The sequence below is a fragment of the Amycolatopsis sp. FU40 genome (assembly GCF_021903635.1).
In the GTDB taxonomy this organism is placed as follows: domain Bacteria; phylum Actinomycetota; class Actinomycetes; order Mycobacteriales; family Pseudonocardiaceae; genus Amycolatopsis; species Amycolatopsis dendrobii.
Map to the genome: position 1 here is coordinate 1,654,376 of NZ_CP091381.1, position 17,123 is coordinate 1,671,498.

Sequence of the window (17,123 nt, forward strand, 5' to 3'; positions counted from 1 at the left end):
TTGCGTTCTCAGACAGGCACAGACGAAGAGCCACTGTCAGCGGTCTTCGTCGTGTCTGTTTTTCGTATGCCGGGATCGCTGACAGCCAGCGCAGAAAGTTGGCGGTCCATGAGTTCTCCCACGGTCGCAGTGCCGCGATCGATCGCGAATGTTTCGCAGGTCACCGCGCTGATCAACACGTTGTCGGCGTTGCCGCGCAAGGCGAACCTGCTGTGGTATTTGGTCCTGGGCGGGCTGTTCCTCGACGCCTACTCGAACGCCGCGCTCGGCGCCGGTCTCGCGCCGATGACCAAGGAACTGGGGCTCAGCGCGGGCCAGGTCGGCCTGCTCACCGCGACCGCGCCCGCGGTCGCCATCCTGTTCAACCCGGCGGGCGGCTGGCTGGCCGCCCGGATCGGCCGGGTCAAGCCGCTGATCGCGGCGAAGGCGATCGCCGGGCTCGGCGCGGTGCTCACCGCCACCGGCGGCGGCTTCGAGGCGGTCTGGGCCGGCCGCGCACTGGTCGGCGTCGCCTACGGCATCGACTTCGCGGTCGCGATGGCGCTGCTCGCCGAGTACACCCCGGCGAAGCTGCGCGGACGGCTGAACCTGTGGCAGTCCGTCTGGTACGTCGCCACCACGGTGAACCTCGCGCTGACGCTGGTTTTCTACCAGGCTGGCGTTTCGGTGGAGATCTGGCGGTGGTCGGTCGGCTCGGCCGGGGTCTTCGCGCTCGCGCTGCTGGTGCTGCAAATCGCGTTCCTCGCCGAAAGCCCGTCCTGGCTCGCGTCGAAGGGGCGGCTGGCCGAAGCCGCGCGCAGCCTCCGCCGGATCTACGGTTTCGACGTGACGCCGGGAACGGCGAGCGGCGAAGAAACGGCCGAGGAGCGCAAGATCGGGTTCCGGCAGGCGGGCGTGCTGTTCCGCAAGCCCTACCTGCAGCGCACCTTCCTGTCCACGGCGATCTCGCTGACCCAGGCGATGCAGTACTTCGCGATCGGCTGGTACCTGCCGGTGATCAGCCTCGCGATCTTCGGCGACAAGTTCGAAACGGCGACGCTCGGGTCGATGATCTTCAATGTCGCCGGGATCGCCGGCGGCGCGCTGTCGGCGTACTTCGGCCGGAAGATCGGGTTGCGGGTCAGTTCGGCGGTCGGCTACGCCTTCGCGTTCGCCATCCTGCTGGTGATGGGGCTGGGCTTCGGGAAGCTGCCGATCGCGATCGGGTTCCTGCTGCCGTTCCTGTTCATCTTCTTCCATTCGGCGGGACCCGGGGCGAACGGCAAGTCGATCGCGGCGCTGTCCTATCGCAGCGACGTGCGCACCCTCGGCACTGGCGTGACCGGCATGCTCGGCAGCTTCGGCAGCGTCATCGGGCTGTACGTGTTCCCGCAGATCAAGGAGTCGATCGGCCTCGGCCCGACGATCGCGCTGCTCGCCGCGGTGCCGCTGCTCGGCCTGGTGTCCTGCCTGGTCGTGCGCTGGGACCCGACCCGCAGCGGCGTCGACCCGGACGACGAGGAGATCTCGCTGCCGGGGAGGACGGCGTGACGCGGCGCGGAATCCTGGCGGTCGACGAGGGGTCGACCGGCACCCGGGCGACCGTGGTCGGCGAGGACGGGGTCTGCGGGCCGTCGTTCTACACCGCCGTCGACGTCGTCCATCCGGAATCGTCGCGAGTGGAGCAAGACGCGGCGCAACTGCTGGAGCGCACCGTCGACGTCGCCCGCCAGGCGATCGCGTGGGCGGGGGAGAACGGCGTCGCGATCGCCGGGATGTCGGTGTGCACGCAGCGCGCGACCGCGATCCTGTGGGACCGCGAGACCGGGCGGCCGCTGGCTCCGGCCGTGGTGTGGCAGGACTCCCGGTACGCGGACGAGCTGGCGAAGCTCGCCCCGGAGTGGGATCCGGTGCTGTGGGCGAGAACCGGCCGTCCGGTCGGCACCCGCGCGCCGTTCCTGTGGGCCGCGCGGCAGCTCGACCAGCTCGACGTGCCCGCAGACCGCGTGCTGTTCGGTTCGGTCGACACCTGGCTCGTGTGGCATCTCAGCGGCCGCACGCGTTACGTCATGTCGGCGACCAACGCCGTCGCCTTCGGCGGGTACCGGCTGCGCGAGCACGCGTGGGACCAGGAATGGCTGGCAGCACTGGGTTTCCCGGCCTCGCTAGCCCCGCCGCCGGTCGACGATGACGGCGACTTCGGTTACACCGACCCGAAACTGCTCGGCATCGAGGTGCCGATCGCCGCGGTGATGGGCGATCAGCACGCCTCGCTGATCGCGCTGGGTGCGTTGACTCCGGGGCAGGGCACCTGCGTGCACGGCACCGGCACGTTCGTCGGCGCACTGGCCGGGGACGAACCGCCGGACGGGCTCGGCGAGGTCGACGGCGTGCTGTGCCTGGTCGGCTGGCGCAGCGCGGGACACAGCCGGTTCAGCCTGGAGGCCTACACCTCGACCACGGGTTCCGCCTTGCGGTGGCTCACCGAGGACCTCGGGTTGTTCCGTTCCGCCGCTGAGATCAGCGAACTGGCGGCAGCGCAGCCGAGGAGCACGTCGACCTGGTTCGTGCCGACGCTGGCCGGGCTGCGCACGCCGGTGCAGCGGCCCGGCGCACGCGGACTGCTGACCGGACTGAGCCTGGCCACCACGCGCGACGCGGTGGCGCGTGCGGTGCTCGACGGGATCGCGCACGCGGTGAGCGACACCGTCGACGCGCTGCGGACGACGATGAACCGGCCGGTGACCCGCCTGCGCGCGGGCGGCGGATTGGCCGCCAGCGACGTCCTCCTGCAAAGCCAAGCCGATTTCGCGGGTGTCGAGATCGAACGAGCAGCCGATTCGGCGACTGCCAGCCTGCGGGGCGCCGCGTATCTCGCGGGCGTCCGGCTGGGCGTGTGGCCGTCGCTGGTCGAAGCCGTTGCGCACCAGGGCAAAGGCGAGGTCTTCGAGCCTCGGCTGCCCGAGGACGAACGGCGCGAACTGCGGGACCGCTGGCAGGACGTGCTCGCGGTCTCGCTGTCCTGACCGTCCTCAGTGGACGTTTTCAAACTTCTGAGTGGAGAGACAAGCTCATGTTCACACTGCCGTCCCGACGGCCGAACGCCGTCGCCGCGAGGGCGACCCTGTCCGCGCCGTTGCGGCTGGACCGCCGCGCCGCGCTGACCGACCTCGAAACCGGCACGTTCGACGTGCTGGTCATCGGCGGCGGCGTCACCGGCGCCTACACCGCGCTCGACGCCGCCTCTCGCGGCCTGAAGGTGGCGCTGGTGGAGCGCGCCGACTTCGCGTCCGGAACCTCGTCGAAGTCGTCCAAGATGGTGCACGGCGGGCTGCGCTACATCGAGCAGGGCAACCTCGACCTGGTCCGGCATTCGCTGCTGGAACGGCAGCGGTTCCGCCGCAATGCCCCGCATCTGGTGCAGCGGCTGCCTTTCCTGTTCCCGATCCTGGCCAAGGACGGCGTGTTCGACGCCCGCATCGCCAAGGCGTTCGAGAGTCTCTTGTGGACATACGACCTCGCGGGCGGCTGGCGGATCGGCAAACTGCACCAGCGATTGACCGTGGACGAGGTGCTCGCGCACGCCCCGACTCTGCGCGCGGAGAACCTCAAGGGCGGCCTGATGTACTACGACAGCCGCGCGGACGACGCCCGGCTGACGCTGGCGATCGTGCGCAGCGCGGCCCGGCTCGGCGCGGTCGTGGTGAACGGGGCCGAGGTGACCGGCTTGCGTACTGCGGGCGGACGGGTCACCGGCGCGACGGTGCAGGCCGACGGCGAGCAGATCGACGTCCGCGCGCGCGTCGTGGTCAACGCGACCGGCGTGTGGGCCGACCGGGTCGAGGGCATGGCCGACCACGGGCACCAGCCGCAGGTCCGCCCGGCCAAGGGGGTGCACATCGTGCTGCCGTGGTCGAAGATCCGCAACGACTGCACGGTCACCGTGCCGATTCCGGGCCGCGCGCGGCGGGCCACCTGCACGCGGTGGGGCGACGTCGTCGTGGTCGGCACCACCGACACGGACTACCCCGGCTCGACCGAGGATGTGCACTGCACCCGCGAGGAAATGGACTTCCTCCTCGAAGGCGCTCAGATCGCCTTCGACACCAAGCTCGACGCCAGCGACGTGCTCGGCAGCTACGCGGGCCTGCGCCCGCTCGTCGGCGGCAAGGAGGGCAAGACGCTGGACATGCGCCGCGATCACCACATCACGGTCTCCGCGGGCATGGTCACGGTGACCGGCGGCAAGCTCACCACGAGCCGGCACATGGGCGAGCTGGTCGTGGACGAGGCGCTCGGCCTGCTGGGCCGGAAAGCCAAGTGCCGCACCAAGAACCTGCCGCTGATCGGCGGCGCCGGATACGACGCGGAGGCGACCGGCGCGACCGGCGGCGTCGCCGCGCACCTCGGCGGCCGGTACGGCACCGAGGCGCGGTTCGTGAGCGCGCTGGCCGACGAGAACCCGGCGCTGGGGGAGCCGCTCATCGACGGGCAGCCGTTCCTCAAGGCCGAGGTCGTGTTCGCGGCCCGTTCGGAGATGGCGCGCTCGGTGGACGACGTGCTGTCGCGGCGCACGCGGCTGCGGCTGTTCGCTCGGGACGCGTCGGTCGACGCCGCCCCGCTCGTCGGCGAACTGCTCGGCGCGGAACTCGGCCTGAGCCCGGAAACCGTGGCCGCGCAAGTGGACCAGTACCGGGCGGACGTCGCCCGGGAGAAGTCGATCCTGTTCGGAGACAACCTGTTGGGAGCCAACGCATGATCAGCCGTCAGACCGTCACGCACCCGTTCAACCGGGGCAATTACGTGGTCGGCGCGCCGACTCCGCCGCGCTGGGGCGGACGCACCGAGCCGGGCAAGGGCGACGCGTCGCTGCAGACGGCCGCCGTGCCGGTGCCCGCCGCGCTGACCGAGGCGTTGCGCGAGCTGGCGGACGCGGTGCACACCGACCGCGACGAGGTCGTGCTGCGCACCCGCGACTGGTGGGCGGGCTCGATGATCGGCGAGACCGCGGACGCCCCGGCGACCCCGGACGCGGTGGTCGCCGAGGTGAGCACCGTCGAGCAGATCCAGGCCGCGGTCCGGCTGTGCGGCGAGCACCGGGTGCCGCTGACCGTGTCGGCGGGGCGCAGCAACGTCACCGGCGCCGCGCTGCCGGTGTACGGCGGGGTCGTGCTGGATGTGTGCGGGCTCAACAAGATCGTGTCGTTCGACGCCGAATCGCAGATCGTCGAAGTCCAGGCGGGCATGTTCGGCGACCTGTTCGAGAAGGAACTGCAGGAGACCCACGGCGCGACCACCGGGCACTGGCCGTCCGCGTTCGCGATCTCCACGGTCGGCGGCTGGGTGGCCTGCCGCGGCGCCGGTCAGTTGTCCACCCGGTACGGGAAAATCGAGGACATGGTCGTCGGCCTCGACGTCGTCCTCGCCGACGGAACCCTGGCCCGCTTCGGCGACTACCCGCGCGCCGCGACCGGCCCGGACCTGCGGCAGCTGTTCGTCGGTTCGGAGGGCACGCTCGGCGTGATCACCGCGGTCCGGCTGCGCACGCACCCGCTGCCGACGTACTCGAAGGCCATCGCGTACGGCTTCGAGACGTTCGCCGCCGGGCTCGACGCCTGCCGCCGGATCATGCAGCGCGGCGCGACCCCGGCCGCGATGCGGCTGTACGACAAGCTGGAGAGCGGCACGCACTTCGGCCGGCCGGACACCAACCTGCTGCTGATCGCCGACGAGGGCGACCCGGTCCTGGTCGACGCCATGATCAAGGTCAGCGCCGAGGAATGCGCCGCGACCGGGTCCGAAGTGGACGGTCAGCCGGTGTTCGAACGCTGGCTGGACGAGCGGATGCTGGTCGGCAAGTCCGCCGACGGGTTCACGCCGGGGCCGGGCTTCGTCGCCGACACCCTCGAGATGGCCGGTTCGTGGTCCGCGCTCCCGGCGATCTACGACGAGGTGGTGGCCGCGATCCGGGCGGTGCCGGGCACGCTGGCCGCGTCCGCGCACCAGTCGCACGCCTACACCGACGGGGCCTGCCTGTACTTCTCGCTGCGCGGCGACGTGGAGCCGGAGAAGCGGCGGCACTGGTACCGGTCGGCATGGGACGCGGCGAACGCGGTCCTGGTGCGGCACGGGGCGGCGCTGAGCCACCATCACGGGTCTGGGCTGCTCCGCGGGCCGTATCTGGCGGATGCGCTCGGCAGCGGATTCGGGACGTTCGTCGAGGTGAAGCGTGCTTTGGACCCGGCTGGGCTGCTGAACCCGGGGAAGCTCGGCCTGCCGACCGACCTCGGCCCGAACCCGCTCGACTCGGCCAGCTGACCGGTCCCTGACGGGCCGGGGCGCGAACTCGCTGACCGGCCGAGCGGACAGCGAGGCCGGGACCGGAAGCGGGGGCGCGGCGGCGGGACGGGCGAGGGACGGCGCGGAAGGCATGAAACGGTGGAGGCCATGAACGAGAAGATCACGGCGGCGTTCGAGGACGTCCCGGTGTGCGCGTCGGTCGTCGGCGTCGCGAAGGTGCCGGATTTCGTGGCCGCGGCGTCCCGCGTCGGGATCCTGGCGTCGGTGCCGGTCGGGCAGCTGCCGAAGATCGTCGCGGCGCTGGCCGGGCGGGACAAGCTCGTGTTCGTCAACATCGATTCGTGCCCCGGCCTCGCCACCGACCGCGCGGGCGTGGACTTCCTCCAGGAGATCGGGGCGGCCGGGGTGGTCAGCACCCGGGTCGCGCCGATCGAACGGGCGCGGGCGCTGTCGATGCTGACGATGCACAAGGTGTTCGTCACCGACCGCTCGAACCTCAACCGGAGCCTGGAGGCGGTCAAGCGCAGCGGCCCGGACCTGGTGGAGCTGATGCCCGCCCCGATCATCCCGTGGATGTCGGCGGCGGCGCGGGAAGTCATGTCGCCGTTCGTCGCGGCCGGTTTCGTCACCGACCGCGACGGGGTGGCGCATTCGTTGGCGATGGGCGCGGCGGCTGCCGCGTCCTCCGATCCGGGGCTGTGGTCGCTGACCCGGTCCCGGCTGCGTACAGGAGAAGAATGAGTTTCGTAGTGGTGGCCCGGTATGCGACCGCGGAGCGGGACCGGGTCGTCGAACTGCTCGGCCCGATGGCGGAGGCGTCACGGCGCGAGCCCGGGTGCAGGCGGTACACCGTCCACACGGGAGTCGAGGACGGCGTCGTGGTGATCGTCGAGGAGTACGACAGCGAGGCGGATTTCACCGCGCATTGCGCGTCGGAGCATTTCACCCGGATCGTGCTCGGCGAGGTCGTGCCGCTGCTGTCGGACCGGCAGGTCACCCGCTGCGTCCCGGTCGGCGCGTGATGGAGGTCCGCGGCGCGGTCCTGCGCGAGGTCGGGAAACCGCTGGAGATCGAGACGCTGACGCTGGCCCCGCCCGGTCCCGGCGAACTGCTGGTGCGGGTGCGCGCGGCCGGGCTGTGCCATTCGGACCTTTCGGTGATCGACGGGTCACGGCCCCGTCCGGTGCCGATGGTGCTCGGCCACGAGGCGGCCGGCGAGGTGGTCGAGGCCGGGCCGGGCAGCGACTTCCAGCCCGGCGAACACGTAGTCCTGACCTTCGTGCCCTCCTGCGGCGACTGCGCCCCGTGCACGGCAGGCCGCCCCGCGCTGTGCGGTCCGGCCGCGGCCGCCAACCGCGAGGGCACGCTGCTCGGCGGGGACGTCCGGTGGTCGTCGCCGGTCGGGAATCCGTTGCACCACCTCGGGGTTTCGGCGTTCGCCTCGCATGTGGTCGTGTCCGACCGGTCGGCGGTGCGGATCGACAAAGCGCTCCCGTTCGAGATCGCGGCGTTGTTCGGCTGCGCGGTGCTGACCGGCGCCGGCGCGGTGTTCAACGCGGCGGACGTGCGTCCCGGCGACAGCGTGGCCGTGTTCGGTCTCGGCGGGGTCGGCCTCTCGGCGCTGCTCGCCGCGAAGGCCGCCGGCGCCGGCACGCTGCTCGCGGTCGATCCGGTCGAGAGCAAGCGGGAGCTGGCGCGTTCGCTGGGCGCCACGGTGCTGACCGGTGACGTCGCGGAGATCCGCGAGCGGACCGGCGGCGGAGTGGATTACGCCGTCGACACCACCGGCGTGGTCGCTGCGCTGAGCCAGGCTTACGAAACGACCCGGCCCGGCGGAACGACGGTCACCGTGGGCCTGCCGGACCCGTCCGCCGGACTGACCCTGCCCGCGCAAAGCCTGGTAGCCGAGGAGAAAACCCTGCGGGGCAGCTACCTGGGTTCGTGCGTGCCGCGGCGGGACGTGCCCCGGTTCATCGCGCTGTACCAGGCGGGGTTGCTGCCGGTGGAGGCGTTGCTGACGCATTCGATCGCGCTGGACGAGATCAACGCCGGGTTCGCCCGGCTGCGGGACGGAGGCGCGGTCCGTCAGGTGATCGCCTTCTGAACCGCGCCCCTCGTTCCGTTACGAGTTGCCGCGCAGCGAAGCGGTCGCGATGGTGGCCGCGTCGATCGCTGTCTCGGCGGCCTGCGTAGTCGAGTTCGAGTCAAGCTCGGTGAGCGATTCCTTGTTCAGCGCGTGCACCGCCCATTCGTAGGTGTGGTCCGTCGTGCACGGCCCCTGATATCCGAAGAAGTTCGCGCTGCCGCGGTAGTAGGCCTGCCGTGACCCGGCAGGAACCGTCGGCTGATACGCGTGGTCGACGTTCTGCGGCAGCGCGGAAGTGCCCGCCGGGATGTCGTAGATGACCCAGTGGATGATGCCGTTGTCGAGGTCGTGCATGACGATCGCGTAGCTCCTGGCCTGCGCCGGCGCCCCGGACCAGGCCAGCGGCGGCGACTCGTCCTTCTTTCCGGGGTCGCCGTCGCCGCTGCTGGCGCAGTCGTGGACCTTGGGGATCATCCCGCCGTCGGCGAAGGCGGTGCTGGAGAGGGCGAAGGCGTCGCGTCTCGGATTCGCCGACGCGGCGGCGGGGCTGAAACTCGCGGCGCAGAGGACGAGCAGGGCGAAGAGAGCGATTCTGGTGCGTCTCACTGGAGGCTCCCGAGGCGGCTGGTGGTCTCTTGTCCTTTCGTGGGGAGAGTGTGCGCCGGAATCGGCGAGGACCGGCGCGTCAGCGGCAGTGAGTACCACGTTTCCCGCCAAGAGTGACATCCGGAGCGCGTCTTTCGGGAACGGACGGCCGCCGGACGCGCTTCTCCCGGCTGGTGACACTGGAACGCGGCCCGGCGATTGACGCCCGGCGCAGACTTCGTTGTGGCGCGCCACAATCCGGGCCGGGACCGCCTCCCGCGCGGGTATCGTGGGACGACCGGCGGATCCCGGTAGCGCAACGGCGGAACGAGCAAGCGGAGGACAGGGTGCCGGTGGCGACCTCGGCCGCGGCCGCGCGCTCGTTCGACGGCGGCGAATGGTGGCATGCGGGCCGGGTCGCGGCCGGATTGCTGATCCCAGGACTGGCGCTGCTCGCGGCGGGCCGTCCGGACCTGATCATTTTCGCCGCTTTCGGTTCCTTCGCCGGGATGTACGGCCGCGCTGAGCCGCGTGCGCTCCGCTTCCGGCACCAGCTCCAGGCAGGCGCGGTGCTGCTGAGCGGCGTCTCGCTGGGCGTGCTGCTGTCGGCCGGTCATGCGCCGCCTTGGCTGCTGGTGGTCACCGAGGCCGTCTTCGCGTTCGGCTGCGCACTGGTGACGAACCGCTTGGATCTGAGCCCGCGCGGACCGTTCTTCGGCATCTTCGCACTCGGCGCGATCGCTCTGGTGCCCGCCGGCCGGATCGAACCGTGGGCTGGAATCGCCTTGTGCGCGGGCACGATCGCGGGATGTGTCCTCATTGGACTGACTGGCCCGGAACGCCCTCCCGCGCCGAGGACGTCGAACTGCGCACCGGAATGCGGTGCCGCTTGCGCTGTCGTGCACGCCGCCCGGTACGCGTTGGCGATCGCCGCTGCGGGTGCTGTCGGGTTGCTGCTCGGCGTGGACCACGCGAACTGGGCAATGGCCTCGGCAGCGGTGCCTCTCGCGGCGGCCGATCCGCGCAGCCGGTTGCATCCGCGCCTGCACAGCGTGCTGGACCGCAGCGCGCACCGGGTCCTCGGGACGCTCGCCGGACTGGTCGTCACGGCCTTGCTGCTCTTGCCGGGATTCGGTGCCGCGCCGCTGGCATCGGCGGTGATCGTGCTGCTGTTCCCGACGGAGCTGTTCATGTCCCGGCATTACGGGATCGCGCTGGGATTTTTCACTCCGCTGATCCTGGTGATGACGGAACTCGCCGCGCCCGCCGCACCGGCGACGCTGCTGACCGCGCGGGTAGCGGACACTCTCGTCGGGGTGGCGGCCGGCATCGGGGCAGCGGTACTGGTCCGCGCCCCGTGCCGCACCACCCCGCTCAAACGGAACGCTCGACCGTGACCTTGAGATGCTTCATCAGCGGCTGATCGCTCTGCGTGCTGTAATCCCCGATCGCGCACAACACGTTCATCTCCGGCATATACCCCGCCGCGCACCCGCGCGGGATGTCGTACGGGATCGCCCGGTAACGCCGCACCGAACGCGTCGTCCCGTCCTTGGCCGTGGCGGTGATGTCGACCTCGTCGAACTCGCTCAGCCCGCGGTCCCGCATGTCCTCGGCGTTCAGGAACACCAGCGTCCGGAGGTTCTTGATGCCGCGATACCGGTCGTCGTCCGAATAGATCGTCGTGTTCCACTGGTCGTGCGAGCGCATCGTGCCCAGCGCCAGCGTGCCCGCGGCGGGGACGACGTCCGGCAGGTCCGCGGTCGAGAACTCGGCGCGTTCGGACGGCGTGTGGAAGACCCGTTCGCGCGCGGCCTGGCGGATCCGGAAGCCCAGCGGCTCCCGGACGCGGGTGTTGAAGTCCTCGAAACCGTCCAGCACCTGCGCCATCGTGTCGCGGATCCGGTCGTAGTCGCCGACGTAGTCCGCCCACGGCGTCGAGCTTTCCGGCAGCGTCGCGCTCGCCATCCCGGCGATGATCGCGGGTTCGGACAGCAGATGCGGTGACGCGGGCTTCTTCATGCCGGTGGACAGATGGACCATGCTCATCGCGTCCTCGACCGACGTCGACTGCAGCCCGGCGGTCTGGAAGTCCTTCTCGGTCCGGCCGAGGCAGGGCAGGATGAGCGCCTGTTTGCCGTGTTCGAGGTGGCTGCGGTTGAGTTTGGTGCTGACCTGCACGGTCAGTTCGCACTTGCGCAGCCCGGCCGCCGTGTACGGAGTGTCGGGAGCGGCGAGCGCGAAGTTGCCGCCCATGCCGACGAACACGCGCACGTCGCCGCGGTGCATCGCCTCGATCGTGCCGACCGTGTCGAGTCCGTGGTGGCGCGGCGGGTCGATGCCGCAGACCTCGGCGAGCTTGTCGAGGAACTCCGGCGCCGGGCGGTGGTCGATGCCGCAGGTGCGGTTGCCCTGCACGTTGCTGTGCCCGCGCACCGGCGACGGACCGGTGCCGGGGCGGCCGATGTTTCCGCGCAGCAGCAACAGGTTCACGATCTCGCGGACGGTGTCGACGCCGTGTTCGTGCTGCGTCACGCCGAGGCACCAGCTGATGATCGACCGGTCGGCGTCGCGGTAGATCTTCGCCGCCGCGCGGATTTCGGCCTCGGTCAGCCCGGACTGGCGTTCCAGGTCGGCCCAGGGCGTGGTTTCGCAGACGACCCGGTACTTCTCGACGCCGCTGGTGCAGGTCTCGAGGAACTCCGAGTTGATCGCCTCGGGATCGGTCTCCGCCATCTCGAACAGGGCTTTTGCCATGCCCCGGATGAAGGCGAGGTCGCCGCCGATGCGCGGCTGGAGGTTGCGGGTGGACGTCGGGGTCGCCTGGAACGTCGCCATCCGGACGAAGTCGTGCGGGATGATCGTGCGCGTGGCCCCGGCCTCGACCAGCGGGTTGACGTGCACGATCTGCGCGCCGCGCCGATGTGCTTCGGCGAGCGCGGTGAGCATGCGGGGCGCGTTCGACGCCGCGTTGACGCCCATGATGAACAGCGCGTCGGCGGCCTCCCAGTCGTGGATGTCCGCGGTGCCCTTGCCGGTGCCGAGGGCGGCCTGCAACGCGCGGCCGCTCGCCTCGTGGCACATGTTCGAGCAGTCCGGCAGGTTGTTCGTGCCGTACTCCCGCGCCCACAGCTGGTACAGGAACGTCGCCTCGTTGCCGAGCCGCCCGGACGTGTAGAACGCCGCCTGGTCGGGGGAGTCGAGGCCGCGCAGCGCGGCGCCGACCAGTTCGAACGCCTTGTCCCACGAGATCGGGACGTACCGGTCGGTCTTCTCGTCGTAGCGCAGCGGTTCGGTGAGCCTGCCCTGCGCCTCCAGCGCGGTGTCGCTCCAGCCGTCCAGTTCGGACAGGGTGTGCGCGGCGAAGAATTCCGCGCCGACGCGTTTCCGCGTCATCTCCCAGGTGACGTGCTTGATCCCGTTTTCGCAAATGTCGAGATGCAGGCCCTTGGTGTCGTCCGGCCACGCGCAGCCGGGGCAGTCGAACCCGCCGTTCTCGTGGTTCATCTTCACGATCGCGCGCGGGCCCGCGACGAGTTCCCGTTCCCGGACGAGGAACTGCGTCACGCTTTTCGCCGCGCCCCAGCCCGCGGCGGGATGGTGGTATGGCTTGAACTCCGGCTGGCCCTCGCGCTGCTCGTCCACCGTAACCCTCTCGACCGCGGCTGTGCTTCCCTTCCGATTCAAGCACGGCGGCCCGTTCCGGGCATCCGGGCGGGGAATGCGAGCGGGCTTATTGTGGAGCGCGACAAACATTTCTGTGCCGGTCCACAAAATGCGCGGGAAAACGGGGCTCGTTTCCGGGCGAGGGAAATCCGCGCGGGCGGCCGCTCCCGGGCGCGGGTACGATCCCGGACGTGGCCGACCGGGAGGAAAGCGCTGTGCGGACCGCCGCCTTGACCGAGCTCGTCGCCTGGGCCCGCGAACGGCTGCCCCGGCTGATCGACGACGTCTGCGCGGCGAGCTGCGAGCGGATCGGGATGTACCGGGACGAGAAGATCGTCCCGCGCGCCGACCTGCGCCGCTCGGTCGCGGTGAACCTGGGGTTCATGGTCGACGCGCTCGGCGGCGGGCAGGCCCCGGACCAGCGCGCGCCCAAGGAGACCGGCCGGCGACGGGCGCACCAGGGCGCGCCGCTGCCCGAGGTGCTGCAGGTGTACCGGATCGCCTGCGCGATGCTGTGGGACCTGCTGGTGGGCCGCGCCCGCGAAACCGGGGGCACCGACGTGCTGATCGACGTCGCGAGCCTGTTGTGGCAGGTCACCGACGAGCACGCGGTCCGGGTGACCGAGGCGTACCGGGCGGCGAGCGCGGAACTGCTGGTCGCCCAGCAGCGGCGGCGCTCGGCGCTGGCCGAAGTGCTGCTGACCGGCGCGCGCGGGTCCGATTCCGGGCCGTGGGAGGCGGGACGGCTGCTCGGCCTGTCGCTGGACGGCAAGCTGACCGTGGTCGCCGCCGAGACGCGCGGGCTGGCCGAAGAAAGCCTGGTCGGCGTCGAGCGGCGGCTCGGGAAGCTCGGCATCGTGTCGGCGTGGCATCTCTCGCCGACGCTGCAAGCCGGCGTGGTGTCGCTGCGCGAGGAGCAGTACGACGCGATGCTCGGCCTGCTCCGGGAGCTGGCGCTGGCCCGCACCGGGGTCAGCCCGCTGTTCCGCTCGCTGACCGAAACCCCGCGCGCGGTCCACCTGGCGCGGACCGCGCTGTCCGGCATCCCGCCCGAGCGGGGCGAGGTCCGCGCGTTCGACCCGAGCCCGCTGGCCGCGTTCGTCGCCTACGACCCGGACGAGGGCCGCAGGCTGGGCGAGCAGGTCTTCGGGGCGGTGCTGGAACTGCCCGCCGAGGAACGCGACGTGCTGCTGGAGACGCTGGACGCGTACTTCGCGCACGGCGGCTCTTCCGAACGCGCGGGGCAGGTCCTGCACTGCCACGCCAACACCGTCCGGTACCGGCTGCGCCGGATCCGGGAACTCACCGACCGGACGCTGACCGATCCGCGGGACGTGGCCGAGCTGGTCACGGCGATGCAGGCGCTGCGGGTCGATTCAGCGCGCGCTATCGATTCTTTGGGGAGCTGACGATGTCTGAAGAGTGGTACTACAACACGCGCACGAACGAGGTCGAGCGCGGCCGCCAAGCACGCGGCGTCGACCGGCTGGGCCCGTACCCGGACGAGGCCACCGCCCGGCGGGCGCTGGAGCTGGCACGCGAACGCACGAAGGCCGAAGACCAGGCTGACGCGGAGTGGAACGACCCGCAGTGACCGAACCGGATTTCCGCGGCGCCTCGACGGTCGGCGAAGCGATGCTCCGGGTGCCGAAGGTGCTCGACGCGTCGGCGACGGTCGGCGAGGTGCGCGGGCTCTTCGAAGACGATCATGTGCATGCCGCGCTGGTCGTTTCCGGGGGAACACTGCTGAGCGTCGTGGAACGGCCGGATCTGGACGGGCTGCCGGACTCGCTCGCGGCCTGCCGGGCGGGCCGGTTGACCGGCCGGGTGGTCGCTCCGGAGGCGGACCTGTACGCGACCTGGCTGGAGATGTCCCGGCGCAGGCTGGCGGTCGTGGACGAGAGCGGCCGGTTGCTCGGCTTGCTGTGCTTGAAGCGCAGCGGTCGCGGATTCTGCTCGGACGCCGACGTGGCGGCCCGGGCGCAAGACCGGGAGAGCGGGTGCCGGGGCGGCCCGTCGCGGACCGCCCCGGCGAGCGTCAGCGCCAGTCCACTTTGAACACCCACGCGTGCTTCCCCGCCGCACGCGCCGCCGCCGGAACGTCGATCACCAGACGGCCGTCGCTCTGACTCCAGTGCAGCGGCCCGCCGTAGCCGAGCATGCTCACGCGGTCGCCCTGGCGGATCGGCACCGGGGCGTCGACCACGAGCTGTGAGCCGGGCGCGACGAGCGACATGAGGTAAAACGCCGAACCGGGCCGCACGGTGAACCGCAGGTCGCCGAGCTGGGCCAGGCGCGACCAGTACGTGGTGCCGTAGATCGCTTCGCCGTTGGTCCGCAGCCAGGCCCCGGTCTCGCGCAGCCGCTGCTGCATCACCGCCGGGATGGCGCCGTCGAAATCGGGGCCGATGTCCAGCAGGAAGTTGCCGTTCTTCGACACCACGTCGACCAGCGTGTGCACCACGTCCTCGGTGGTCATGTACTTGTCGTCCGGCGTCGCGCGGTTGTAGCCGTAGGAGAACGGGTCCAGGCCCCGGCTCGACTCCCACTTCGCGACGACGGTGTTCGGGTATGTCGTGTACTCCGGTGTGGTGAAGTCGTGGTCCGGGATGCCGCCGCGGTCGTTGTACGTGACGTCCTTGGGCCGCCGCCGGTTCTTGGCCCGGTTGAAGTATTCCGTGAGCACTTCGCGGCTGTCGTTCACGCCGCCGATGTCGAACCACAGCACGTCCGGATCGAAGCCGGAGACCAGCTCCAGCACCTGCGGCGCCTGAAGGTCCTTCACGAAATCGCGTCCGGCGGTGTAGCCGGTGTAGGGCAGCGGCGCGCCGGTGTACGGATTGCGCGGCGCGTGGCCCATCCACGGATTGTCCGGGTTGAACCATTCGGGCAGCGAGAAATACAGGCCGTTGCGCAGACCCGGCGTGTACTTGCGCGAGGCGGCGAACAGGTCGGCGACGAGGTCGCGGCGCGGGCCGAGCTTTTTCGCGTTGCGGCCGCTGACTTTCGTGTCCCACAAAGCGAAACCGTCGTGATGCTTGGACGTGAGCACGTAGTACTGCGCACCCGCGTCCTCGATCAGCTGCACCCAGGAACGCGGATCGAACCGGGCGGCGGTGAACTTCGGGATGAAGTCGTCGTAGCCGAACGATTCGCCGTAAGTCTTGGCGTGATATGCGTATGTGGGGCCGTTGGGATCCTGCTGGTTGTTCCAGTACCACTCGGCGTACTGCTGCCCGACCGGAGCCCACGCTGGCACTGAGTACACGCCCCAGTGGATGAAGATCCCGAATTTGGCGTCGCAGAACCAATACGGCGCGCGGTGCGTGGACAGGGACGCGTCGGCCGGCCGGAAATCCGGGATGCCGAGCGGCACCGGCAAGGTCCGGGTGGCGATCGTCGACCGGTCGGCGAGCACGCGGATCCGGCCGGCCGCCGGGGTTCCGGCGGGCAGGCCGCGGTCGGCGGTGAGGCCGAGCCGCACCGTGGTCTGCTCGCCCGGTGCGAGGCGGGGGATCGGCGCGGGCGTGCGCACCCGGCCGCCCGGGACGTCGAGCGTGACAGTGATCCGGTCGCGCGTTTCCAGCCAGACGGTGCCGGTGTTGACGATCGTCGCCTCGACTGCCTGCGGACCGCCGTCCTGCAGCAGGTTCGCGGTCGCCCGGGCATCGAGGACCGTCGCCGAACGGCCTTGCGCGACCGGTTGCAGCGTCAAGGCGAACACGTGCAGGCTCGCCACATTCGCCGCCGGTGGGGCGGTCTTGGGCAGGGTCAGCGCGACCGCTTCGCGCGCCGGATCGATCCACACCTGTGCGGTGCCGATCGACACCGGGTTCTGGTCGGTGACGCCGCCCGGGCCGTAGCGGAAGGCCGAGGCCACGGCGCCGCCGGAGCCGTACCAGTCGGAGCCGGACAGGGCGGCGGTGCTGGTGCTGCCGTCGGCGTAGTGGACGGTCGCGTCGCCTCCGGTGCTGCCGTAACTGCACGCGACCAGGAACGCGGCTCCGAAGTACCGGCCTTTCGGCAGATCGATGCGCTGGCCGAGCGCGATGACGTTGTTCTTCGCCCCGGCGGCCGCCGAGCCGAGCAGATACGGCACGCCGCCCGCGGTGACCGTGCTGCCCGCCGGGATCTGCTCCGCCGGGAAGGTGTAGCCGGAGCCGTCGAAGTTCCCGTCGTGCGCGTTCGCGGAGTCGATGCCGTCGTTGTCGAACCAGCTTTCGAGGGGGACGGGCACCGGCGGTGGCGGCGGCACGACGGGGGTGCCGGCGCCGTCCGCGACCACGGGCTGCGCGGGCCCGCCCGCGGCGGTCGCGGTGCCCGGCAGTCCGAGCAGCACCGCGCCGCCGAGTGCCATGCCGAGCGCGTGCCGACGAGGATAGGTCGTCATGGAACCTCCACAGTGAAGTCCAGTGATCCGATGCCTGGCGGGGTTTTCTCGATCCTCAAGGGAACCGGGGGCGGGCAAACAGCCGATACATCTGATGAATCATCATCGGCGTGCGCT

14 protein-coding genes are annotated in these 17,123 nt (G+C 70.9%); 11 read left to right on the top strand and 3 right to left on the bottom strand.

The window, feature by feature from the left end; all coding sequences use genetic code 11:
* Window positions 1-108 precede the first annotated feature (108 nt).
* The 7 genes from L3Q65_RS08685 (at window position 109) to L3Q65_RS08715 (ending at window position 8,383) form a co-directional block, all read left to right on the top strand.
* The gene (locus tag L3Q65_RS08685; protein WP_182895048.1) at window positions 109-1,530 is read left to right on the top strand and encodes an MFS transporter; all 1,422 of its coding nucleotides are present in this window, start codon (window positions 109-111) and stop codon (window positions 1,528-1,530) included.
* Window positions 1,527-3,005, top strand: a complete 1,479-nt coding sequence (locus L3Q65_RS08690; protein WP_182895049.1) for an FGGY-family carbohydrate kinase — start codon at window positions 1,527-1,529, stop codon at window positions 3,003-3,005. The genes L3Q65_RS08685 and L3Q65_RS08690 overlap by 4 nt, the downstream gene beginning before the upstream one ends.
* A gap of 47 nt (window positions 3,006-3,052) precedes the next feature.
* Entirely contained in the window at window positions 3,053-4,738 is a 1,686-nt protein-coding gene (locus L3Q65_RS08695) for a glycerol-3-phosphate dehydrogenase/oxidase (protein ID WP_237599285.1), read from the top strand.
* Window positions 4,735-6,297, top strand: coding sequence for an FAD-binding oxidoreductase (locus L3Q65_RS08700; protein ID WP_237599286.1), 1,563 nt, complete (start codon window positions 4,735-4,737; stop codon window positions 6,295-6,297). The genes L3Q65_RS08695 and L3Q65_RS08700 overlap by 4 nt, the downstream gene beginning before the upstream one ends.
* A 129-nt stretch (window positions 6,298-6,426) precedes the next feature.
* Window positions 6,427-7,020 carry a glycerol-3-phosphate responsive antiterminator gene (locus L3Q65_RS08705; protein WP_182895052.1) on the top strand — a complete coding sequence of 198 codons (594 nt, stop codon included), beginning with the start codon at window positions 6,427-6,429 and terminating at the stop codon, window positions 7,018-7,020.
* Window positions 7,017-7,301: a putative quinol monooxygenase gene (locus tag L3Q65_RS08710; RefSeq protein ID WP_182895053.1), complete on the top strand. Its 285-nt coding sequence runs from the start codon at window positions 7,017-7,019 to the stop codon at window positions 7,299-7,301. Before L3Q65_RS08705 ends, L3Q65_RS08710 begins: the two co-directional genes overlap by 4 nt.
* Window positions 7,301-8,383 carry a zinc-binding dehydrogenase gene (locus L3Q65_RS08715; protein ID WP_182895218.1) on the top strand — a complete coding sequence of 361 codons (1,083 nt, stop codon included), beginning with the start codon at window positions 7,301-7,303 and terminating at the stop codon, window positions 8,381-8,383. The genes L3Q65_RS08710 and L3Q65_RS08715 overlap by 1 nt, the downstream gene beginning before the upstream one ends.
* 18 nt (window positions 8,384-8,401) lie before the next feature.
* Here L3Q65_RS08715 and L3Q65_RS08720 read toward each other — a convergent pair whose 3' ends face one another.
* A complete protein-coding gene (locus L3Q65_RS08720) occupies window positions 8,402-8,971 on the bottom strand; it encodes a YbhB/YbcL family Raf kinase inhibitor-like protein (RefSeq protein WP_182895054.1) in 570 nt (189 codons plus the stop codon).
* A 326-nt stretch (window positions 8,972-9,297) separates the two neighbouring features.
* On the opposite strand from L3Q65_RS08720, the gene L3Q65_RS08725 reads away from it, so the two are divergent.
* Entirely contained in the window at window positions 9,298-10,347 is a 1,050-nt protein-coding gene (locus tag L3Q65_RS08725; protein ID WP_182895055.1) for an FUSC family protein, read from the top strand.
* Here L3Q65_RS08725 and L3Q65_RS08730 read toward each other — a convergent pair.
* On the bottom strand, window positions 10,325-12,595 hold the full coding sequence (locus tag L3Q65_RS08730; RefSeq protein ID WP_182895056.1) for an FdhF/YdeP family oxidoreductase: 2,271 nt from the start codon (window positions 12,593-12,595) through the stop codon (window positions 10,325-10,327). The two genes, L3Q65_RS08725 and L3Q65_RS08730, sit on opposite strands and share 23 nt — an antisense overlap.
* 212 nt (window positions 12,596-12,807) lie before the next feature.
* Here L3Q65_RS08730 and L3Q65_RS08735 point away from each other — a divergent pair, with 212 nt between their 5' ends.
* The 3 genes from L3Q65_RS08735 to L3Q65_RS08745 are packed head-to-tail and all read left to right on the top strand — an operon-like array spanning window position 12,808 to window position 14,674.
* Window positions 12,808-14,025, top strand: a complete 1,218-nt coding sequence (locus tag L3Q65_RS08735; RefSeq protein ID WP_182895057.1) for a CdaR family transcriptional regulator — start codon at window positions 12,808-12,810, stop codon at window positions 14,023-14,025.
* Between the two features lie 2 nt (window positions 14,026-14,027).
* Window positions 14,028-14,210, top strand: coding sequence for a hypothetical protein (locus L3Q65_RS08740; RefSeq protein ID WP_182895058.1), 183 nt, complete (start codon window positions 14,028-14,030; stop codon window positions 14,208-14,210).
* A complete protein-coding gene (locus L3Q65_RS08745; protein WP_237599287.1) occupies window positions 14,207-14,674 on the top strand; it encodes a CBS domain-containing protein in 468 nt (155 codons plus the stop codon). The genes L3Q65_RS08740 and L3Q65_RS08745 overlap by 4 nt, the downstream gene beginning before the upstream one ends.
* Here L3Q65_RS08745 and L3Q65_RS08750 read toward each other — a convergent pair.
* A complete protein-coding gene (locus L3Q65_RS08750) occupies window positions 14,655-17,006 on the bottom strand; it encodes an alpha-L-fucosidase (RefSeq protein ID WP_182895060.1) in 2,352 nt (783 codons plus the stop codon). The two genes, L3Q65_RS08745 and L3Q65_RS08750, sit on opposite strands and share 20 nt — an antisense overlap.
* Window positions 17,007-17,123: the final 117 nt, after the last annotated feature.

What these genes read in the sequence shown, in the direction of transcription:
- L3Q65_RS08685 (WP_182895048.1), top strand. Translation starts at nt 109, where the DNA reads ATGAGTTCTCCCACGGTCGCAGTGCCGCGATCGATCGCGAATGTTTCG.
- L3Q65_RS08695 (WP_237599285.1), top strand. Translation starts at nt 3,053, where the DNA reads ATGTTCACACTGCCGTCCCGACGGCCGAACGCCGTCGCCGCGAGGGCG.
- L3Q65_RS08700 (WP_237599286.1), top strand. Translation starts at nt 4,735, where the DNA reads ATGATCAGCCGTCAGACCGTCACGCACCCGTTCAACCGGGGCAATTAC.
- L3Q65_RS08705 (WP_182895052.1), top strand. Translation starts at nt 6,427, where the DNA reads ATGAACGAGAAGATCACGGCGGCGTTCGAGGACGTCCCGGTGTGCGCG.
- L3Q65_RS08710 (WP_182895053.1), top strand. Translation starts at nt 7,017, where the DNA reads ATGAGTTTCGTAGTGGTGGCCCGGTATGCGACCGCGGAGCGGGACCGG.
- L3Q65_RS08715 (WP_182895218.1), top strand. Translation starts at nt 7,301, where the DNA reads ATGGAGGTCCGCGGCGCGGTCCTGCGCGAGGTCGGGAAACCGCTGGAG.
- L3Q65_RS08740 (WP_182895058.1), top strand. Translation starts at nt 14,028, where the DNA reads ATGTCTGAAGAGTGGTACTACAACACGCGCACGAACGAGGTCGAGCGC.
- L3Q65_RS08750 (WP_182895060.1), bottom strand. Translation starts at nt 17,006, where the DNA reads ATGACGACCTATCCTCGTCGGCACGCGCTCGGCATGGCACTCGGCGGC.